Here is an 18,421-nt window from a genome sequence, read left to right on the forward strand (position 1 = left end):
GGCTTCAGCGTGCATCAGCTCTCCCATGGCCTGAACATCCTTCTCGCCGAGGACAACCCGGCGGACGCGCGCCTGGTCGAGGAGGTCATGAAGGAGGGCAGGTTCCTCGCGAAGCTGCACCATGTGGAGGACGGGGTCGAGGCCATGGCGTTCCTGCGCCGGCAGCCCCCTTACGAGGCCGCGCCGCGCCCGGACCTGCTGCTGCTCGACCTCAACATGCCGAGGAAGGACGGCTGGGAAGTGCTGGAGGACATCCGCGCCGATCCCGGCCTCACCGATCTGCCGGTCATCATCCTGACCACCTCGGACGTCCATTCCGACGTCCAGCGCGCCTACAGCCGGCACGCCAACTGCTTCCTGACCAAGCCGGTGGAGCTTGAGGACTTCATCAGGATGATCACCCTGCTGAAGGACTTCTGGCTGACCGCCGTCCGGCTGCCGTCCGGCTGATCCCGTCGCGACGCGGAATGCCTGACATGCTCCCCATCCAGGTCCTGCTGGTCGAGGACAACCCCGGCGACGCCCGCCTCGTCCGCGAACTGCTCGGCGAGGAGGAGGGCCGCTTCGTCGTCGACCATGTCGGTTCCCTGGGAGCCGCGTGCGAGCGGCTTTCGGCCGGCACCAGCGACGTGGTCCTGCTCGACCTGTCGCTGCCCGACAGCCAGGGCTTCGGCACGATCAGCAGCATCCGCGCCCGGGCGTCGCACCTGCCGCTGATCGTCCTGACCGGCTTCGACGATGCCGACTTCGCGGTCGAGGCGGTCAAGGCCGGCGCGCAGGACTTCCTGGTCAAGGGGCAGTTCGAAGGCGGGACCATCCGGCGGGCGATCCGCTACGCCATCACCCGCCGGTCCCTGGAGGAGCGGGTCCGCCTGTCCGAGGAGCGCCTGAAGGGAATCATCGAACTGGCCCATGACGGCATCGTGGTGATCGACGAGAGCAATCGCATCTCGCTGTTCAACCCGGCGGCCGAGCGCCTGTTCGGCTACCGGGCGGACGAGGTCCTGGGCCGGCCGCTCGACCTGCTGCTGCCGGAACGGGCGCGTCAGGCCCACCGGCACCATGTCGACCAGTTAGCCGGCACCGGCCGGGGCTCCAGCGGCATGACCGAGCGTCCGGCGGTGACGGGGCTGCGCCGCGACGGCACCGAGTTCGCCGCGGAGGTCTCGATCTCGCACTTCGCCTCGCCGGGAGGGCGGCTTTTCACCGCGGTGGTGCGGGACACGACGGAGCGCCGCCGGGCGGAGGAGGAGCTGATCCGGCTCGCCACCACCGACGCGCTGACCGGCGCCGCCAACCGGCGGCATTTCATGGAGCGGGCGGAACTCGAACTCGCCCGGCTGCGGCGCTACGGCGGCCCGGTGTCGCTGGTCATGCTCGACGTCGACCATTTCAAGCGGGTGAACGACTCCCATGGCCATGCCGCGGGCGACGCGGCGCTGATCCTGCTGGTCAGGAGCTGCCGCTGCATGCTGCGCGACACCGACCTGGTGGGCCGCGTCGGCGGGGAGGAGTTCGCGCTGCTGCTGGTGGGGACCACGGACCAGGAAGCCCTGCGGGTCGCGGAGCGGGTCCGCCGAAACCTGGCCGACCTGGAGGTCGCCGCCGATGACGGCACCGCATTCGGCATCACCGTCAGCATGGGCGTGGCCGGCTGCCGGTTCGAGGACGCGAGCATCGAGCAGGCCCTGGGGCGGGCCGACCGCGCCCTGTACCAGGCAAAAGCGACAGGGCGCGACCGGACCGTGGTCGCGCCCTGAGGGACGATCGGATTCACGTTTCGTAGGTGGGCCCTGGCTCGCAGGGCCAGCGCCGACAGCACGCAGGAATGATGGTGACCGCCGTCGGCGTTCGCCCTGACGGGCGAAGGCCGACCTGCGGTTCCAGGTGGCCGCCGCCAGACCGCCGGCTCACTTCCAGCCGGCGCGGTCCATGATCTTGAGGGCTTCCTCGTTGTTCTTGCCGAACACGGAGGCGTTCAGCTCGTCCTCCTTGAAGGAGCCCCAGGAGGCGATGACCGGCGACTGCTCCGCCTGCTTCAGGACCGGATACTCGTAGTTGCCTTCGGCGAAGATCTTCTGCGCCTGCGGGCTGACGAGGTATTCCAGGAACTTGACGGCGTTCTCGCGGTTCGGGGCGTTCTTCAGGACGCCGGCGCCGCTGATGTTGACGTGGGTGCCGCGGTCGTTCTGGTTGGGGAAGAAGACGCCGACCTTCTCCGCGATGGCCTTGTCCTCGGGCTTGCCCGACCCGGCGATGCGGCCGAAGTAATAGGTGTTGCTGACCGCGATGTCGCCCTCGCCGGCGGCGACCGCCTTGATCTGGTCGCTGTCGCCGCCCTGGGGCGGGCGGGCGAGGTTGGCGACGATGCCGCGGGCCCACTCTTCCGTCTTCTTCTCGCCGTGGGCGGCCAGCATGGAGCCGGCCAGCGACTGGTTGTAGACGTTGGTCGAGGAGCGGATCAGCAGGCGGCCCTTCCATTTCGGGTCGGCCAGGTCCTCGTAGGTCGACAGGTCGGCCGGCTTGACCGCCGCCTTGTTGTAGATGATGACGCGCGCCCGCTTGGTCAGGCCGAACCACAGGCCGGACGGCTCGCGCAGATGGGCCGGGACGGCCTGCTCCAGCACCTGGGACTTGGTCGGCTGCAGGATGTCGGCGTTCTGGGCGCGCCACAGGCGGCCGGCATCGACGGTGATCAGGATGTCGGCCGGGCTGTTGCCGGACTCGGTCCGGATGCGCTCGATCAGCTCGTCATCCTTGCCTTCGATGATGTTGACCTTGATGCCGGTCTGCTGGGTGAAGTTCGTATAGAGCGCCTTGTCGGTGTCATAGTGGCGCGACGAATAGACGTTGACCTCGGCAGCCTGGGCGGCGAAGGCCGTGCCCAGCAGGACGGCGCCGAAAGTGGCGGCAAGGGTGCCGCGAGTGAAGAAGTTCATGGGTTTCCCTCGACAGACCGGCGTGAATGAGATGCGTTCGCAACGCTCGGCACCTTGTTCGGACACGCCGCGCCTGTCAAGCGAGTTTGAGAAGCATTTGCAGATTACCGGGCGCGGCGGCTGGCCGCGCCCCCTCCGCGCCGGCTCCCGGCGGTTTGGCCGGCCCTGGTGTCCTCGTCGAACAGCTCGGCCAGCTTCTCCATCATGGTGCCGCCCAGTTGTTCCGCATCGACGATGGTCACCGCGCGCCGGTAATAGCGGGTGACGTCGTGGCCGATGCCGATCGCCACCAGCTCGACCGGCGAGCGGGTCTCGATCGTGTCGATGACCTGCCGGAGGTGCCGCTCCAGGTAGTTGCCGGAATTCACCGACAGCGTCGAGTCATCGACCGGCGCGCCGTCGGAGATCACCATCAGGATGCGCCGCTGCTCCGGCCGGGCCATCAGCCGGTTGTGCGCCCACAGCAGCGCCTCGCCGTCGATGTTCTCCTTCAGGATGCCTTCCCGCAGCATCAGGCCCAGGTTCTTGCGGGCGCGGCGCCACGGCGCGTCGGCGTTCTTGTAGACGATGTGCCGCAGGTCGTTGAGCCGGCCGGGATTGGCCGGCTTGCCCCGGCCGATCCACCGCTCGCGCGCCTGCCCGCCCTTCCAGGCCCGGGTGGTGAAGCCCAGGATCTCGACCTTGACCGCGCATCGCTCCAGGGTGCGCGCCAGGATGTCGGCGCTCATCGCGGCGATGGTGATCGGCCGGCCGCGCATCGATCCCGAATTGTCGATCAGCAGGCCGACCACGGTGTCGCGGAAATCCGTCTCCTTCTCCCGCTTGAACGACAGGGGCAGCACCGGGTTGACCACCACGCGGCTGAGCCTGGCCGCGTCCAGCAGGCCGTCGTCCAGGTCGAACTCCCAGGCGCGGGTCTGCTTCGCCAGCAGCCGGCGCTGGAGCCGGTTGGCCAGCCGGGAGATCACGCCCTGGAGGTGCTGGAGCTGCTGGTCGAGCAGGGCCCGCAGCCGGGTCAGCTCGTCCGGGTCGCACAGGTCGTCGGCCTCGACCACCTCATCGAACTCCGTCGTGAACGCCTTGTAGGCGTCGGGATCGGCCTCGTTGCGGCGGCTGTGGTCGGGGCGCCAGGGCTGCCCGGGCGAACCCGGCTCCTCCGACCCGCTGCCCTCGGCCATCTCGCCGTCCATCTGGTCGGCGCCCTCCGCCCCGTCGTCCTGGTCGACCTCGCGGGTGTCGGGCTGGGTCATGGTCTCGGTCTGGCTGGTCGAATCCTCGCCGCCGCGGGACTGGCCGTCGTTCGGCTCGTTCTCGTCCGGCTCGCCCTCCTGCTGCTCCTCGTCGTCCTCCTCGGTCGTCTCCGGCTCGCCGCCGACTTCCATGTCCAGGTGGGACAGCAGCTTGCGGACCTCGCGGGCGTAGCGGTCCTGGTCGTCCAGAAGCGCCGCCAACTCGTTCATGTCCTTGCCGATCCGCTCCTCCACCCAGGGGCGCCACAGGTCCACCGCGAAGCGGGCGGTGGCGGGCGGCGGCGCGCCTGTCAGCGCCTCGCGGGCCAGCAGGCGCATCACCTCCGACAGCGGGGCCTGGTCGCGCTCGGTCACCCGCTCGAAGCCCTGGCGGCGGTACCGCTCGTCCAGCGCCGCCCCCAGGTTGGACGCGACGCCCGGCATGGCCCGGGCGCCCAGGGCTTCGCAGCGGGCCTGCTCCAGCGCCTCGAACGCCGCCCGGGCGGTGTCGCCGGTGGGCATGCGCTGGGTGTGGATGCCGCTGTCGTGGTGGCGAAGCCGCAGGGCCACCGCGTCGGCCGCTCCGCGCAGGGTGGCGACGTCCCGGGGATTGAGGTCGCGCGCCGGCATCGGCACCCGGACCCGCGCCCCGGCCACGCCCGGCGGCTCGCCGCTGAAGCCGATCTGGAGATCGTTGCGCTCCGCGATGGCCCGGATCGTGGCCGACGTGGCGCGCTTGAAGATCTCGACGGGGTTTTCTTTGTCGGACATGTCTATCTTCGGCTCTGCTGTTTCGCGCGGGTCGGGGCGCCCCTCACCCGACCCTCGGATCGGTGCCCCCGTCTTCCTTACGCCAGGTTGGCGCGAACCCCGGTCTCCGGAAGCTCGGTGCCGAAGCAGCGCTGGTAGTACTCGGCCACGGTCGACCGCTCCACCTCGTCGCACTTGTTCAGGAAGGTGATCCGGAACGCGAACGGGATGTCGTTGAAGATCTTGGCGTTCTCGGCCCAGGTGATGACCGTGCGGGGCGACATGACGGTCGAGATGTCGCCCGACATGAACCCTGCGCGCGTCAGGTCGGCGAGTTGGACCATGGCCGAGATCTGCTGGCGTCCCTTCTCGTCGTCATAGCCCTGGACCTTGGCCGCGACGATCTTCACCTCGTCGTCGTGCGGCAGGTAGTTGAGCGTGGCGACGATGTTCCAGCGGTCCATCTGGCCCTGGTTGATCTGCTGGGTGCCGTGGTACAGGCCGGTGGTGTCGCCCAGGCCCACGGTGTTGGCGGTCGCGAACAGGCGGAACGCCGGGTGCGGGCGGATGACGCGGTTCTGGTCGAGCAGGGTCAGCTTGCCTTCGACCTCCAGCACGCGCTGGATCACGAACATGACGTCGGGGCGGCCGGCGTCGTACTCGTCGAACACGATCGCGCACGGGTGCTGGAGCGCCCAGGGCAGGATGCCCTCGCGGTACTCGGTCACCTGCATGCCGTCGCGCAGCACGATGGCGTCCTTGCCGATCAGGTCGATGCGGCTGATGTGGCTGTCCAGGTTGATCCGGATGCAGGGCCAGTTGAGGCGGGCGGCGACCTGCTCGATATGGGTCGACTTGCCGGTGCCGTGGTAGCCCTGGACCATGACCCGCCTGTTGTAGGCGAAGCCGGCCAGGATCGCGAGCGTGGTGTCGTGGTCGAACCGGTAGGTGTCGTCCACGTCGGGCACGTGCTCGGAATTGGCGCTGAAGGCGGGAACCTGGAGATCGCTGTCGATCCCGAAAGTCTGCCGGACGGAGACCTTGATGTCCGGGAGCGAGCCGGTCAGCGCTGATTGTTGTGTCGTTTCGGAGGCCATAGTGTCTGTCGCTTCATTCATCGGTTGGGTGGACGGCTCGGGCGCCGGTTCTATCGTGCGGAGGATCCCCCTTGCCGAGGATCCGGGGGAAGCCGTCTCAGGCCCCGTAGCTGGTTTTCAGTACCGAGTAGGCCCGGTTTATCCGTTTTAACGTCTCCTCCGCGGTCTTGTCGCCACCATTGATGTCGGGATGGTGGATCTTGGCGAGTTCCCGGTATCTGGCCTTGATCCGCGCGAAGTCCACCGGCGGCTCCAGGTCGAGTTCGGCAAGCGCCTCCTCCTCCGGGGTTCGCATCCGGTTGGCGGCGCCGTCGGCACGGCCGTTGCGGCCGCGCTCGCCGGTTCCGTCGCCGGCGTCGCGGAAGCCGTACTGGCGCATCGCCTCCTCGTGCATCGCCCGCTCGCGGGTGCGCCAGAACCCCATGGGCCAGGTCGGCCGCTGCCACGTCACGTCGCTGCGGACATGCCGCTCGATCTCGCGCTCCGACATGCCGGCGTAATAGTCCCACGCCTTGTTGTACTCGCGCACGTGCTCCAGGCAGAACCAGAAATATTCGTTCAGGCGCTCGCGTCCTTTGGGCGCCCTGTACTCGCCCGTGGCCGAGCATGTGGGCATGTCGCAGCAGCGGGTCGCCGGCGGCGCCTCCTCGGAAAAACGGGTCGAGTATTGGACACGGTTCTTGTGCATCGGAAAAGTATGGTCAGAGGTTGAAGCGCTGGCAAGCATCCCCGCTCGCAGCGCGGCTATCGGTTGCTGGACGGCCTGCGGTCGGCGAAGGCCAGCCAGGCCAGCCCCCCGAGGATCAGCACCAGTCCCGTCAGGTTGGTCAAGGTCACCGGTTCCCCCAGCATCGCGGCCGAGGCGATGACGCCCGCGACCGGTACGCCGAGCGTGCCCAGCGAGGTTGTGATGGCGGGCAGGGCACGGTTGACCGTGACCACCGCCCAGAAGCAGAACGCCGTGGCGATCGGCGCATTGTAGAACAGGACCGCGGCCAGCTGCGCGGTCCAATCGATGGGTTTGCCGGCATCCAGGAGGACGGCGAACGGCAGCAGGGCCACCGCCGCGACCGTGAACTGCCAGGGCGCGAGTTGAAGGGGCGACGCGTGCCAGGTATGGCCGCGCACCTGTATGATCTGGGCTGCCCAGGCCAGCGCCGCAAGCATCAGCAGGCCGTTGCCGATCAGGACGTCGCGGTCGGTCCAGTCGAACGCCGCCGGGTTGAACATCACCGCCACGCCCGCCATGCCGAGCAGGAAACCGACCAGGCGCCGGCCGCCCAGCCGCTCGCCCAGGAACAGCGCGGCGCCCGGCACGACCCACAGGGCCGTCGTGTAGGCCAGGATCGACGACCGGCCGGCCGGCACGAACTGGAGCGCCACCGTCACCAGCGCCAGGAACGCCCCCATCTGGAGCAGCCCGACCGACAGCACGATCGGCAGGTCGTGGCGGTCGGGCAGGCGGATGCCGCCGCGCACCGCCAGCACTCCGAACATGCAGAGCGCGCCCAGCACCATCCGGATCACGGCGAAGGTCATGGGCGGGATGTCGGCCAGGCCGAGCTTCATCACCGGCCAGTTGATTCCCCAGAGCAGGATGACGGTCGCGAGCAGCAGGTAGGCGCTTCGGGCCGAGACGGTGGCGCTCGCCCCGGTCCCGGCCGTGCCGGACGGGGAACCCGGGGAGGAAAGGGCGGACCGGGTGGAACCGGGATCGGACAATCAGGGGCTTCCTTGACAGCGGGAAGGGGACGATAGCACTTTTCAAGCGACGGCGATGCTGCATCCGCCGCACGTCGGACCACGCACCTCAACAGCCCCATCGGCAAGGCGGTTTCAAGATGACCAGCACGGCGACCCAGTCCGGGGACTACGCGACCCGCATGCGTACCAAGCTGACCGAGGCTTTCCGCCCGAGTCGGCTGGAAATCGTCGACGACTCCCACCGCCACGCCGGCCATGCCGGTGCGGACCCCCTGGGCGAAACCCATTTCAACGTTCTGATCGTGTCGGACGCCTTCGACGGGAAGTCCCGGGTCGCCCGCCAGCGCCTGGTCTACGAGGCCGTCGCGGACGAGCTGCGGGAGCGGGTCCACGCCCTGAGCCTCAGGACGCTGACGCCCGCGGAGGATGCCTGATCCGCCAAGGTGAAGCCCCCTGGATGCAGACAGCGGAAGACTGCATACAGGAGCAACCAGAGCGATAGCAGTAATGAAGAAATATCTTCCAAAGGGAATATGACATTGGTTGAAATTACCTCGAAAGTGCGTACAGTCACACCTGCGCAACCATTCGGCTGATATGGGTTTTCGAGGACCCCTGTCGATCGGACGGCGGCGCACTCCGTAGGATCGATTGAGAGGGATTCACCGAATGCATTCTGATCAGGCGCTAGCCGCCCCGGCGCCAGAGGTCGCCTCCGAACCGGCGGGCGCTCGCGACAACCAGCCCGCCGAATTCGCAACGGATGGCGAGGGACCCGGCGCATCGCGCCTGGAGGCGGCCATGAAGCCGAGCACGCTGGTCAGCCGCAACGTCACCGTCGCGGGGCACCGGACCAGTTGCCGGCTCGAACCCTTCATGTGGGACGCCCTGTACGACATATGCCGGCGCGAGCGCATCACCATCCATGTCCTGTGCACCCAGATCAACGAGCGGAAGGAGCCGGCCACGTCCCTGACCGCCGCGATCCGGGTCTTCGCGCTGGCCTATTTCCGGGCGGCCGCCACCGAGGAGGGGCATGCCCGGGCCTCCCACGGGCAAGGCGAACCGTTCCACCAGACGCCGTTCGAGACGCCGGACGCCGCCGAGTGATCGCCGGGGTTCAGTCGTTGCCGGTATAGTATTCCGGCCATTGTTTCCGGGTGACCTCGCCGTCGCTCCGGAAGGCGTGGCAGGTGTCGAGCAGCAGCGGCGGGCGTTTGCGCGCGGCGGGAGCGGACGGCGAGTCGCCGTCCATCGACCCGCCCCGCGCCCGTTCGCGCGCCAGCACGGGGAAGATCGTCTGGAACGCCGTCGTGGCGACCGGCCCCAGCAGTTCCACCAGATGGGTGCAGCCCTCGACGCCGCCCAGCAGTTCCTTGACCTTCTGGGTCCACCCGGATCGGATCCGCAATCCGACCAGCCGCTGGAAGTTCGGCGTGATCGCCGGGCACACCCCATAGGGGCTCTTGTCGGTCACCGCCTCGACCGCCTTCACCTCGAACCGGTCGTCCACCGTCAGCCGGATCCACATGTCATGGATGGGATCGCCCGGCTCGATCGGGCCGCGGAAGTCGTTCTCGAACGGGTAGGTCTTGACGTCGGTGATATGGCCCTCGATGTCCCACAGCCCGTCGGTCCGGCGGAATCCCTGGCAGGTCACCCGGCGGGTATGGATATGCTCGCGCGGGGCGGGTGCTGAAAGCGGCATCTGGACCTGTGCTTTATGTTACGTATACGTAAACCTGTACCCGAATATCGGCCGCGCGCCGCGGGGGGTCAAGCGCGGCGCGGGAATGCCTGCGATGCCCCCTCATGCACCTCCTCACGCGGCGGCCATCAGGATCAGCGGCAAGGCAGCCAGCGCCAGCAGGGTGGAGATCAGGATCATGCCGGCGACCTCGTCGGCCGGGCCGTTGTAGCGGACGGCGAACAGATAGCTGAAAACGGCGACCGGCATCGCGCACTGGATCACCAGCGCCCCCGCCGGCAGCGGGTCCAGGCCCAGCGCCTTCGACACCGCCAGGCCGGCTGCCAGCCCCAGCCCGACGCGGAGGCAGGACAGCGCCGCCGGCCGGCCCAGCCGGTACAGCTTCAGCTTCCCCAGCGACCCGCCCAGCAGCAGGAGCATCAGGGGCACCGTCAACCCGCCGAGCAGGCCCGTGACGTCCAGCACCCATCGGGGCAGCGGCGTGCCGGTGCCGATCAGCACCAGCGCCACCGCCAGCGAATAGAGCGGCGGCGAGACGAGCACGGTGCGCCACGACATCTGGCCGGAGGCGAGCCCGACGCCCACCGTGAAATGGCTGATCTGGACCAGGGTGGAGAAGGCGATGGCGTAGGGCATCGCCGGCTCGCCCAGGGCGAAGAAGACGATCGGCGATCCCAGGTTGCCGGTGTTGGGATGGATGATCGAGGGCAGGTAGGGCCGCACCGGCAGCCGCGCCAGCTTCAGCACCGCGGCCCCGGCGGCGGCGCAGAGCGCCAGCGCCAGCCCGCCGGCGAGCAGCGTCTCCAGCAGCACGTCGAGCCGCACCTCGGTCTTCGACAGGGAGGTCAGCAGCAGGCTGGGCACCCCCAGATATGCCACCAGGGCCGAAACCGACTTCTCGTCGAACGGTTGGCCCAGGCGCTGCCATAGCCAACCCAGCCCGGCGCACGCGAAGATCGGCCAGACCACATGGATGAACTGAAGGATCATGGAGGCTCTATACCGCGCGGGTGCCGCAGGGGAAACGGCAGACGTGCGTTGACTTTCGCACCGCACCCGTTAGCTTACGTCCACATGCTGAAGACCTCTCGCGGGAGAGATCGCCGGGCCGTTCGTCCCGGTGGCGCCGAAGGAGCAACCGCCCCCGGAAACTCTCAGGCAAAAGGACCGCAGAGGGAAGCACTCTGGAAAGCAGGATGCCGGTCGGACGATCCGACTCGGGCAAGCCTCACCGAAGGAGTAAGCTGGTCCTGCCGAAGGGTGTGCCGGTGAATCTCTCAGGTCCGCGACAGAGGGGGCCGTGACCGCGCCGTTCGCGCGGAATGGGACCCTGTCGGAGGAAATGTTCCTTGAGTGATTCAACTGGCGGTGACGCCCCCCTGCTCACGACGCCGCTCCACGCCCTGCATGTGGAACTGGGCGCCAAGATGGTGCCCTTCGCCGGCTACGACATGCCGGTCCAGTACCCCCTGGGCATCCTCAAGGAACATCTCCATACCCGGTCGGCCGCCGGGCTGTTCGACGTCTCGCACATGGGCCAGGTCCGCCTGATCGGCGAGGGCGCCGCGGCGGCGCTGGAGACCCTGGTTCCCGGCGACGTCCAGGCGCTGGGACAGGGGCGGATGCGCTACAGCCTGTTCACCAACGAGCAGGGCGGCATCCTGGACGACCTGATGATCACCAACATGGGCGACCACCTGTTCCTGGTCGTCAACGCCTCCTGCAAGGAGGCCGACATCGCCCATCTGCGCCGGCACATCGGCGACCGGATCGCTGTCGAGTACCTGGGTGAGCGCGCGCTGCTGGCGCTGCAGGGACCGCAGGCCGCCGAGGTGCTGGCCCGGTTCGTGCCCGAGGCCGCGACCATGAAGTTCATGAGCGCGATCGAGGCCGACTTCCGCGGCGTCGCCGTGCTGATCACCCGCTCCGGCTACACCGGGGAGGACGGCTACGAGATCTCCGTCCCCGACGTGCTGGCCGACACCGTCGCCCGCCTGCTGCTGGCCGAAGCCGAGGTCGAGGCGATCGGGCTGGGAGCGCGCGACTCTCTCCGGCTGGAGGCGGGGCTATGCCTCTACGGCCACGACATCGACACCACGACCACCCCGGTCGAGGCCGGCCTGAACTGGGTGATCGGCAAGCGCCGCCGCGCCGAGGGCGGCTTTCCCGGCGCTGATGTGATCCTGGGCCAGCTCGCCGACGGCACCGCGCGCCGCCGCGTCGGCATCCGCCCGGACGGCCGGGCGCCCGCCCGCGAGCATACCCAGGTCACCGACGCCTCGGGCGCCCCGATCGGCGAGGTGACCAGCGGCGGCTTCGGCCCCAGCGTCAACGGCCCGGTCGCGATGGGCTATGTCGCGACGTCGGCCGCGGCGCCGGGCACGCCGGTCAACCTGATGGTCCGGGGCAAGGCGATTCCGGCCAGGGTCGCCGAGATGCCCTTCGTCGCCCAGCGTTATTACCGGGGATAAGCGTTTCTCCGGCCGTCCTACTTCCTCAGGCTTTCAATTCCGGGATATCCGCCATGAGCACCATCAAGTTCACCAAGGACCACGAGTGGATCCGCGTCGAAGGCGACGTCGCCACCGTCGGGATCTCCGACTACGCCCAGCAGCAGCTGGGCGACGTGGTCTTCGTCGAACTGCCCGAGATCGGCCGCAACGTCGTCGCCGGCAAGGAAGCCGCCGTGGTCGAGTCGGTCAAGGCCGCCAGCGAGGTCTACGCGCCGGTCGCCGGCGACGTGGTCGAGGTCAACGAGGCGCTGGCGGACGACCCTGCCCTGGTCAACCGCGATCCCATGGGCGAGGGCTGGTTCGTCAAGCTGCGCATCGAGAACCAGTCCGACCTGGACGACCTGATGGACGAAGCGGCCTACAAGGAATACTGCGAGGGCCTGCACTGATGCGCTACCTGCCCCTGACCGAGGCCGACCGCCGGTCGATGCTCGCCACCATCGGCGTGCCCTCGGTCGACAGCCTGTTCCGCGACGTGCCGGAGTCGGCCCGGCTGGCGGCGCCGATCGACGGCCTCGCCCCCCATGCCGGGGAGATGGAGGTCGAGCGGACGATCGCCGCCATGGCGGCCAAGAACGTGGCCGCCGGCAGCGTGCCGAGCTTCCTCGGCGCCGGAGCCTATCGCCACCACGTGCCGGCGGCGGTCGATCACCTGATCCAGCGCGGCGAGTTCCTGACCTCCTACACGCCTTACCAGCCGGAGGTCACCCAGGGCACGCTCCAGTACCTGTTCGAGTTCCAGACCCAGGTGGCCCTGATCACCGGCATGGACGTGGCGAACGCCTCGCTCTATGACGGCGCCACCTCCTGCGCCGAGGCGGTCATGATGGCGAACCGGGTGACCCGGCGGAGCCGCGCCGTGCTGTCCGGCGGCCTTCACCCGCATTACCGCGACGTGACGGCGACCAATGCCCGCTTCCACGGGTTCGAGGTGCTGACGGCCCCCGCCGACCCGGACGGGAAGGAGGACTTGGCGGCCCTGGTCGACGACAAGACCTCCTGCGTCGTCGTGCAGAACCCGGGCTTCTTCGGGCAGGTGCGCGACCTGACCGACCTGGCCGCCGCCGTCCACGCCAAGGGCGCGCTGCTGATCGTCGCGGTCGCGGAGGTGGTCTCGCTCGGGCTGCTGACGCCGCCGGGCGAGATGGGCGCCGACATCGTGGTGGCCGAGGGGCAGTCGATCGGCAACGCGCTGAACTTCGGCGGCCCCTATGTCGGCCTGTTCGCGACTCGCGACAAATATGTCCGCCACATGCCCGGCCGCCTGACCGGCCAGACCGTGGATGCCGAGGGGCGGCGTGGCTGGGTGCTGACGCTGTCCACCCGCGAGCAGCATATCCGCCGCGAGAAGGCGACCAGCAACATCTGCACCAACAGCGGGCTGTGCGCTCTGGCCTTCACGATCCACATGAGCCTGCTGGGCGAGGAAGGTTTCACGCGCCTGGCCCGGCTGAACCACGCCAAGGCGGTGCAACTCGCCGACCGGCTGGACGCGCTGAAGGGCGTCGAGGTCGTCAGCGACAGCTTCTTCAACGAGTTCACCATCCGCCTGAAGAAGCCCGCCGCGAAGGTGGTCAACAAGCTGGCCAAGGCCGGCATCCTGGGCGGCGTCCCGGTCTCCCGCCTCTATCCCGGCGACGAGGCCCTGGCCGAGCTGCTGCTGGTGGCCGCGACCGAGACCAACACCGACGCCGACATGGATGCCCTGGCCTCCGGCCTGAAGGAAGCACTGTCATGAATACCCAGGGACGCAAGACCCATATCGACGCGCTGGGCGTCGAGGGCGGCGGGGCCGCTTCCGCCGCGGCCGGCACGATCAGCGGCAACCGCGCCCTGATGCTGGAAGAACCCCTGATCTTCGAACAGGACAGCCCCGGCACCACCGGCGTGGACCTGCCGGAGCCGCCCGCCGTCAAGAGCCGCTTAGGCCAAGTGCGGGAGCGCGGGCGGATCGGCCTGCCCGGCCTCAGCGAGCCCGAGGTGATCCGCCACTATACCCGGCTGTCCCAGAAGAACTACGCGATCGACAGCGGGCTCTATCCGCTCGGCTCGTGCACCATGAAGCACAACCCGCGCCTGAACGAGAAGCTGGCCCGCCTGCCGGGCTTCAGCGACATCCACCCGCTCCAGCCGGAGCGGACGGTGCAGGGCGCGCTGGAGCTGATCGATACGCTGGCCCACTGGCTGAAGACGCTGACCGGCATGCCGGCCGTCGCCATGTCGCCGGCGGCGGGAGCCCACGGCGAGCTGTGCGGCATGATGTCGATCCGCGCCGCCATCGAGGACCGCGACGGCAGCACCAGCCAGCGGCGCCGCGTGCTGGTCCCCGAATCGGCCCACGGCACCAACCCGGCGACGGCGGCGGCCTGCGGCTTCACCGTGGACGCGATCCCGGCGGACGAGACCGGCCGGGTCGACGTCGCGGCGCTGAAGGCGAAGCTGGGCGACGACGTCGCCGCGATCATGCTGACCAACCCCAACACCTGCGGGCTGTTCGAGCGCGACATCGTCGAGATCGCGGAAGCGGTGCACGCGGCCGGCGCCTATTTCTACTGCGACGGCGCCAACTTCAACGCCATCGTCGGCCGGGTCCGTCCCGCCGACCTCGGCATCGACGCGATGCACATCAACCTGCACAAGACCTTCTCCACGCCCCACGGCGGCGGCGGCCCGGGCAGCGGCCCGGTCGTGCTGTCCGACGCGCTGGCGAAGTTCGTGCCCTTGCCCTACGTGGTCCACGGCCTGGACGGCTTCTCCCTTGTGGAAAGCACCGCGGACGAGGATTCCACCGGCAAGGAGTTCGGCCGGCTGAAGGGCTTCCACGGCCAGATGGGCATGTTCGTGCGGGCGCTGGCCTACATCCTGAGCCACGGCGCCGACGGGCTCCGGCAGGTGGCCTCCGACGCGGTGCTCAACGCCAACTACGTGATGGCGAGCCTGGGCGACGTGATGACGCCCTCGTTCGAGGGGCCATGCATGCACGAGGCGCTGTTCGACGACCGGTTCCTGAAGGGGACGGGGGTCACGACGCTCGACTTCGCGAAGGCGATGATCGACGAGGGCTACCACCCGATGACCATGTATTTCCCGCTGGTCGTCCACGGCGCCTTCCTGATCGAGCCGACCGAGACCGAGAGCAAGCAGAGCCTGGACGCCTTCATCCGGGTGATGCGCGGCCTCGCCGAGCGCGCCAAGTCCGGCGACGCCGACCACTTCCTCGGCGCGCCCCGCATGACGCCGAGGCGGCGGCTGGACGAGACGGGCGCGGCCCGCAAGCCGGTGCTGCGCTGGGTGCCGGAAGTGGAGCAGCGGGAGGCGGCGGAGTAGCCCTCCGCCCATCCCCCGCTCACGAGGGCGGAGCGCCGGGAACGGGATGGATGTTCCCGGCGTTCAGCGCAAGCCGCAGTTCGTCATGCTCGAACGCGGTCTCCATGCGGTCGATCTCCGATGGCCTGACGCCGAGGGACGCCGCGACGGTCCGCCAGCGCGAGGTCGCGGAGGCAACCTCGCGGACGATCGCATTGGCCCTCGACAGGGACAGGCCGAAATACCCGGCATTCTCAAGAGCCAGTTCGATGGAGCAGGAACTGTTCGGTCGAGTCGACGTCGGACCCGGATGTACGGCCCAGGTCGGCATGAACCTCGATCTCGCTCCCGCTCATTCCTGGAGCGCCTTTTTCATCCGGACGCGCTTGGGCAACCGCTCGTTCTCCAGATCCTCGCCAAGCTGGTCGTCGGCCGCCAAGTCGCCCAGCCTGCCGATCAATCCCAACGCCTGCATCACCGACGCATAGATGCCGAACGACACGGCGGGATCGCCCTGCTCCACGCGGGCCAGAGTGCCGCGCGACACGAAGGCCCGCGCCGCGATCACTTCCATCGTGAGGCGGCGGCGCAGGCGTGCCTTCCGCAGATCGGTGCCGATCTGGCGGATGGCCCGCTTCGCGGCCAGAGTCGGGGTGTGCGGCGTCGCCATGATGCTTAATGCGAGCTTGAGAGAACTTTAAGCAGCTTAAGGTGCGCTCAAGCTCGCATATTTTCAAGACAGGACCTGTGCGTATGGAGCAGGGGGAATTTTGCCTCATCTGCGCTGTGTGCCGGAGGTGGACCAAAGGTAAGCAGTAAGCTTTGGCCACAGATGCACGCAGATAAACCCAGATAAAAATTGATCGTTGATGCGAGCCATGTTCCGCATCATTCAAAAATTGTCTTCTACATTTATCTGACTTTATCTGTGTTCATCTGTGGCCAAACACCTTTGAACTTTCACCGCGCCAACGCCCCCACAACCTCGTCCACTTCGGCGGTCCATCCCACGATCGCCCCCTGCGCCCGGATCATCTCCAGCGTCGCCTGCTTGAAGGCGGGGAAGTAGCTTTCCGTCGCGTCCTCGACCAGCAGGCATTCGAAGCCGCGGTCATTGGCTTCGCGCATGGTGGTCTGGACGCAGACTTCCGTCGTGACGCCGGCGAACAGCAGGTGGGTGATGCCCCGCTCCGCCAGGATCTCGCCCAACGGCGTGGCGTAGAAGGCGCCCTTGCCGGGCTTGTCGATCACGATCTCCCCCGGCAGCGGGGCGAGGTCGTCCACGATGGCGTTGCCGGGCTCGCCCTTGACCAGGATGCGCCCCATCGGGCCTTCGTCGCCGATCCGCAGGTCGGAGGAGCCGCGCAGGCGCTTCGCCGGGGGGCAGTCAGACAGGTCCGGCTCGTGCGCCTCGCGGGTGTGGATGATGGTCAGGCCGGCCGCCCGGCAGCCGTCGAGCAGGCGGCGGACATGGGGCACCAGCGCCGCCAAGGGGGCCACGTCGTTGCCCAGGGCCTCGCCGAAGCCGCCGGGCTCGATGAAGTCCCGCTGCATGTCGATGACGACCAGCGCGGTGCGGTCAACCGGAAAGGCGAAGGGGTAGGGCTTGGCGGTCGGCAGCGTCAGGACATCGGTCATCGTCAGTGCCCCGCCATGTGCTGCCCGATCACGCCGATGTCGGCCTGTCCGGTCGGCGTCTCGTGGACAAGGCGCCCGTCGAACATCACGCAGATCCGGTCGGCCAGTTCGAACAGCTCGTCCAAATCCTCGCTGACCAGCAGCACGGCGGCGCCCCGGTTGCGGGCCTGCATGATCTGCGAGCGGATGTCGGCGACCGCCGCGAAGTCCAGGCCGAAGCAGGGGTTGGCGACGATCAGCACGCGCACGTCGCGGGCCAGTTCGCGGGCCAGCACGGTGCGCTGGACGTTGCCGCCGGACAAGGTGCCGATCGCGGCGTCGGGGCCGGGCGTCTTGACCTTGTAGAGCTGGATCAGCTCGCGCGCGGCCCCGCGCATGGCGCCGCCGTTCAGCCACCAGCCGCCGCGGGCATAGGGCGGGTCGTCGAAGTTGCGGAACGACATGTTCTCGGCGACGCTCATGCGGGCGACGCAGGCGTTGCGCAGCGGCTCCTCCGGCAGCAGGCACAGGCGATGGCGCTTCATCTCGGCGCGGGTCGCGGCGTAGCGCTCGCCGCAGACATGGATCTCCCCGGCCGCCGGAGGCCGCTGGCCGGCCAGCACCTCGACCAGCTCGCGCTGGCCGTTGCCCGAGACGCCGGCGATGCCGACGATCTCCCCGGCGCGCACGGTCAGGTCCAGTCCCTCGACCGCCGGCAGGCCGCCGTCGCCCAGCGCCTTCAGCCCGGCGATCCGGAGGCGCGGCTCGCCCAGGTCGGTGCCGAGGCGGGCGGCGCCCTTGGGGATCTCCTTGGCGCCGATCATCATCTCCGCCATGTCGGCCGCGGTCAGGTCGGAAACCCTGCCGGTCCCGGCGAAGCGGCCCCGGCGCAGCACCGTCACCTCGTCGGCATAGGCCATGACCTCGCGGAACTTGTGGGTGATGGTCAGCACCGTCAGCCGGCCCTCCCGGGTCATCCGGCGCAGCAGGCCCAGCACCTCGTCGGCTTCTCCGGGGGTCAGGACGGAGGTCGGCTCGTCCAGGATCAGGAAGCGGTTCTTCAGGTAGAGTTGCTTCAGGATCTCCAGCTTCTGCTTCTCTCCCGCCGCCAGCGCCGATACCGGCACGTCCAGCGGAACCCGGAACGGCATCCCGGCCATGAAGCCGTCCAGCGCCCTGATCTCCGCCGCCCAGTCCACCACGGCCGGCACATGGGTGCGCGACAGCACCAGGTTCTCCGCCACGGTCATGCCGGGAACCAGGGTGAAATGCTGGTAGACCATGCCGACGCCCAGGGCGTGGGCATCGCGCGGGTTGGCGATCGACCGCTCCGTCTCGCCGACGGCGATCTGGCCCTGGTCGGCGTGGTAATAGCCCATGACGCATTTGACCAGCGTGCTCTTGCCGGCCCCGTTCTCGCCCAGCAGCGCGTGGAAGCTGCCGGCGGAGACCCGCAGCGACACGTCGTCCAGCGCGGCGAGCCCGCCGAAGCGCTTGGTCATGCCGACGGCTTCCAGGCCGAGGGCGCCGTTGGGATGGGTGCGCAGGAAGCTCATGG

19 protein-coding genes and 1 riboswitch are annotated in these 18,421 nt (G+C 68.7%); of the genes, 8 read left to right on the forward strand and 11 right to left on the reverse strand.

What is annotated here, in order from left to right; translation table 11 throughout:
• Positions 1–9: 9 nt before the first annotated feature.
• Entirely contained in the window at positions 10–450 is a 441-nt protein-coding gene (locus JL101_RS01750) for a response regulator (RefSeq protein ID WP_267133545.1), read from the forward strand.
• Positions 451–476: 26 nt separating this feature from the next.
• On the forward strand, positions 477–1,760 hold the full coding sequence (locus JL101_RS01755; protein WP_203096813.1) for a diguanylate cyclase: 1,284 nt from the start codon (positions 477–479) through the stop codon (positions 1,758–1,760).
• Between the two features lie 150 nt (positions 1,761–1,910).
• Here the strand turns inward: JL101_RS01755 and JL101_RS01760 are convergent, their stop codons facing one another.
• The 5 genes from JL101_RS01760 to JL101_RS01780 form a co-directional block, all read right to left on the reverse strand.
• A complete protein-coding gene (locus JL101_RS01760) occupies positions 1,911–2,939 on the reverse strand; it encodes a Fe(3+) ABC transporter substrate-binding protein (RefSeq protein ID WP_203096814.1) in 1,029 nt (342 codons plus the stop codon).
• 104 nt (positions 2,940–3,043) lie between these two features.
• A complete protein-coding gene (gene cobT, locus JL101_RS01765; protein WP_203096815.1) occupies positions 3,044–4,939 on the reverse strand; it encodes a cobaltochelatase subunit CobT in 1,896 nt (631 codons plus the stop codon).
• Positions 4,940–5,016: 77 nt separating this feature from the next.
• Positions 5,017–6,015 carry a cobaltochelatase subunit CobS gene (gene cobS / locus JL101_RS01770; protein ID WP_203096816.1) on the reverse strand — a complete coding sequence of 333 codons (999 nt, stop codon included), beginning with the start codon at positions 6,013–6,015 and terminating at the stop codon, positions 5,017–5,019.
• A 97-nt stretch (positions 6,016–6,112) separates the two neighbouring features.
• A complete protein-coding gene (locus JL101_RS01775) occupies positions 6,113–6,703 on the reverse strand; it encodes a J domain-containing protein (RefSeq protein WP_203096817.1) in 591 nt (196 codons plus the stop codon).
• Positions 6,704–6,759: 56 nt separating this feature from the next.
• Positions 6,760–7,737, reverse strand: a complete 978-nt coding sequence (locus JL101_RS01780; RefSeq protein ID WP_228435245.1) for a DMT family transporter — start codon at positions 7,735–7,737, stop codon at positions 6,760–6,762.
• A gap of 119 nt (positions 7,738–7,856) precedes the next feature.
• On the opposite strand from JL101_RS01780, the gene JL101_RS01785 reads away from it, so the two are divergent.
• Together JL101_RS01785 and JL101_RS01790 are read left to right on the forward strand one after the other, a co-directional pair.
• The gene (locus tag JL101_RS01785) at positions 7,857–8,153 is read left to right on the forward strand and encodes a BolA family protein (RefSeq protein WP_201074429.1); all 297 of its coding nucleotides are present in this window, start codon (positions 7,857–7,859) and stop codon (positions 8,151–8,153) included.
• Between the two features lie 367 nt (positions 8,154–8,520).
• Entirely contained in the window at positions 8,521–8,829 is a 309-nt protein-coding gene (locus JL101_RS01790; protein WP_203096818.1) for a ribbon-helix-helix domain-containing protein, read from the forward strand.
• 10 nt (positions 8,830–8,839) lie between these two features.
• On the opposite strand, the gene JL101_RS01795 is transcribed toward JL101_RS01790, so the two are convergent.
• Both JL101_RS01795 and JL101_RS01800 read right to left on the reverse strand, forming a co-directional pair.
• Positions 8,840–9,427 (reverse strand): DUF2889 domain-containing protein, encoded by a 588-nt coding sequence (locus JL101_RS01795; protein WP_203096819.1) that lies wholly within the window; start codon positions 9,425–9,427, stop codon positions 8,840–8,842.
• A 114-nt stretch (positions 9,428–9,541) separates the two neighbouring features.
• Positions 9,542–10,417: an AEC family transporter gene (locus tag JL101_RS01800; protein WP_203096820.1), complete on the reverse strand. Its 876-nt coding sequence runs from the start codon at positions 10,415–10,417 to the stop codon at positions 9,542–9,544.
• Between the two features lie 91 nt (positions 10,418–10,508).
• A riboswitch (glycine riboswitch) is annotated at positions 10,509–10,607 on the forward strand.
• A 142-nt stretch (positions 10,608–10,749) separates the two neighbouring features.
• Between JL101_RS01800 and gcvT the strand changes: the two genes are divergently transcribed.
• The 4 genes from gcvT to gcvPB are packed head-to-tail and all read left to right on the forward strand — an operon-like array spanning position 10,750 to position 15,267.
• Positions 10,750–11,898, forward strand: coding sequence for a glycine cleavage system aminomethyltransferase GcvT (gene gcvT / locus JL101_RS01805; protein WP_203096821.1), 1,149 nt, complete (start codon positions 10,750–10,752; stop codon positions 11,896–11,898).
• Between the two features lie 53 nt (positions 11,899–11,951).
• Positions 11,952–12,329 carry a glycine cleavage system protein GcvH gene (gene gcvH, locus JL101_RS01810; RefSeq protein ID WP_202680592.1) on the forward strand — a complete coding sequence of 126 codons (378 nt, stop codon included), beginning with the start codon at positions 11,952–11,954 and terminating at the stop codon, positions 12,327–12,329.
• Positions 12,329–13,678 carry an aminomethyl-transferring glycine dehydrogenase subunit GcvPA gene (gene gcvPA, locus JL101_RS01815; protein ID WP_203096822.1) on the forward strand — a complete coding sequence of 450 codons (1,350 nt, stop codon included), beginning with the start codon at positions 12,329–12,331 and terminating at the stop codon, positions 13,676–13,678. Before gcvH ends, gcvPA begins: the two co-directional genes overlap by 1 nt.
• Entirely contained in the window at positions 13,675–15,267 is a 1,593-nt protein-coding gene (gene gcvPB / locus JL101_RS01820; RefSeq protein WP_203096823.1) for an aminomethyl-transferring glycine dehydrogenase subunit GcvPB, read from the forward strand. The genes gcvPA and gcvPB overlap by 4 nt, the downstream gene beginning before the upstream one ends.
• A 19-nt stretch (positions 15,268–15,286) precedes the next feature.
• On the opposite strand, the gene JL101_RS01825 is transcribed toward gcvPB, so the two are convergent.
• The 4 genes from JL101_RS01825 to JL101_RS01840 all read right to left on the reverse strand — a co-directional run bounded on the left by JL101_RS01825 (position 15,287) and on the right by JL101_RS01840 (position 18,419).
• A complete protein-coding gene (locus JL101_RS01825; protein WP_203096824.1) occupies positions 15,287–15,577 on the reverse strand; it encodes a hypothetical protein in 291 nt (96 codons plus the stop codon).
• A 21-nt stretch (positions 15,578–15,598) separates the two neighbouring features.
• On the reverse strand, positions 15,599–15,916 hold the full coding sequence (locus JL101_RS01830; protein WP_203096825.1) for a helix-turn-helix domain-containing protein: 318 nt from the start codon (positions 15,914–15,916) through the stop codon (positions 15,599–15,601).
• 290 nt (positions 15,917–16,206) lie between these two features.
• Positions 16,207–16,884: a cysteine hydrolase family protein gene (locus JL101_RS01835; RefSeq protein WP_203096826.1), complete on the reverse strand. Its 678-nt coding sequence runs from the start codon at positions 16,882–16,884 to the stop codon at positions 16,207–16,209.
• 2 nt (positions 16,885–16,886) lie between these two features.
• On the reverse strand, positions 16,887–18,419 hold the full coding sequence (locus tag JL101_RS01840; protein ID WP_203096827.1) for an ABC transporter ATP-binding protein: 1,533 nt from the start codon (positions 18,417–18,419) through the stop codon (positions 16,887–16,889).
• Positions 18,420–18,421: the final 2 nt, after the last annotated feature.

It is taken from the genome of Skermanella rosea (assembly GCF_016806835.2).
Lineage (GTDB): Bacteria > Pseudomonadota > Alphaproteobacteria > Azospirillales > Azospirillaceae > Skermanella > Skermanella rosea.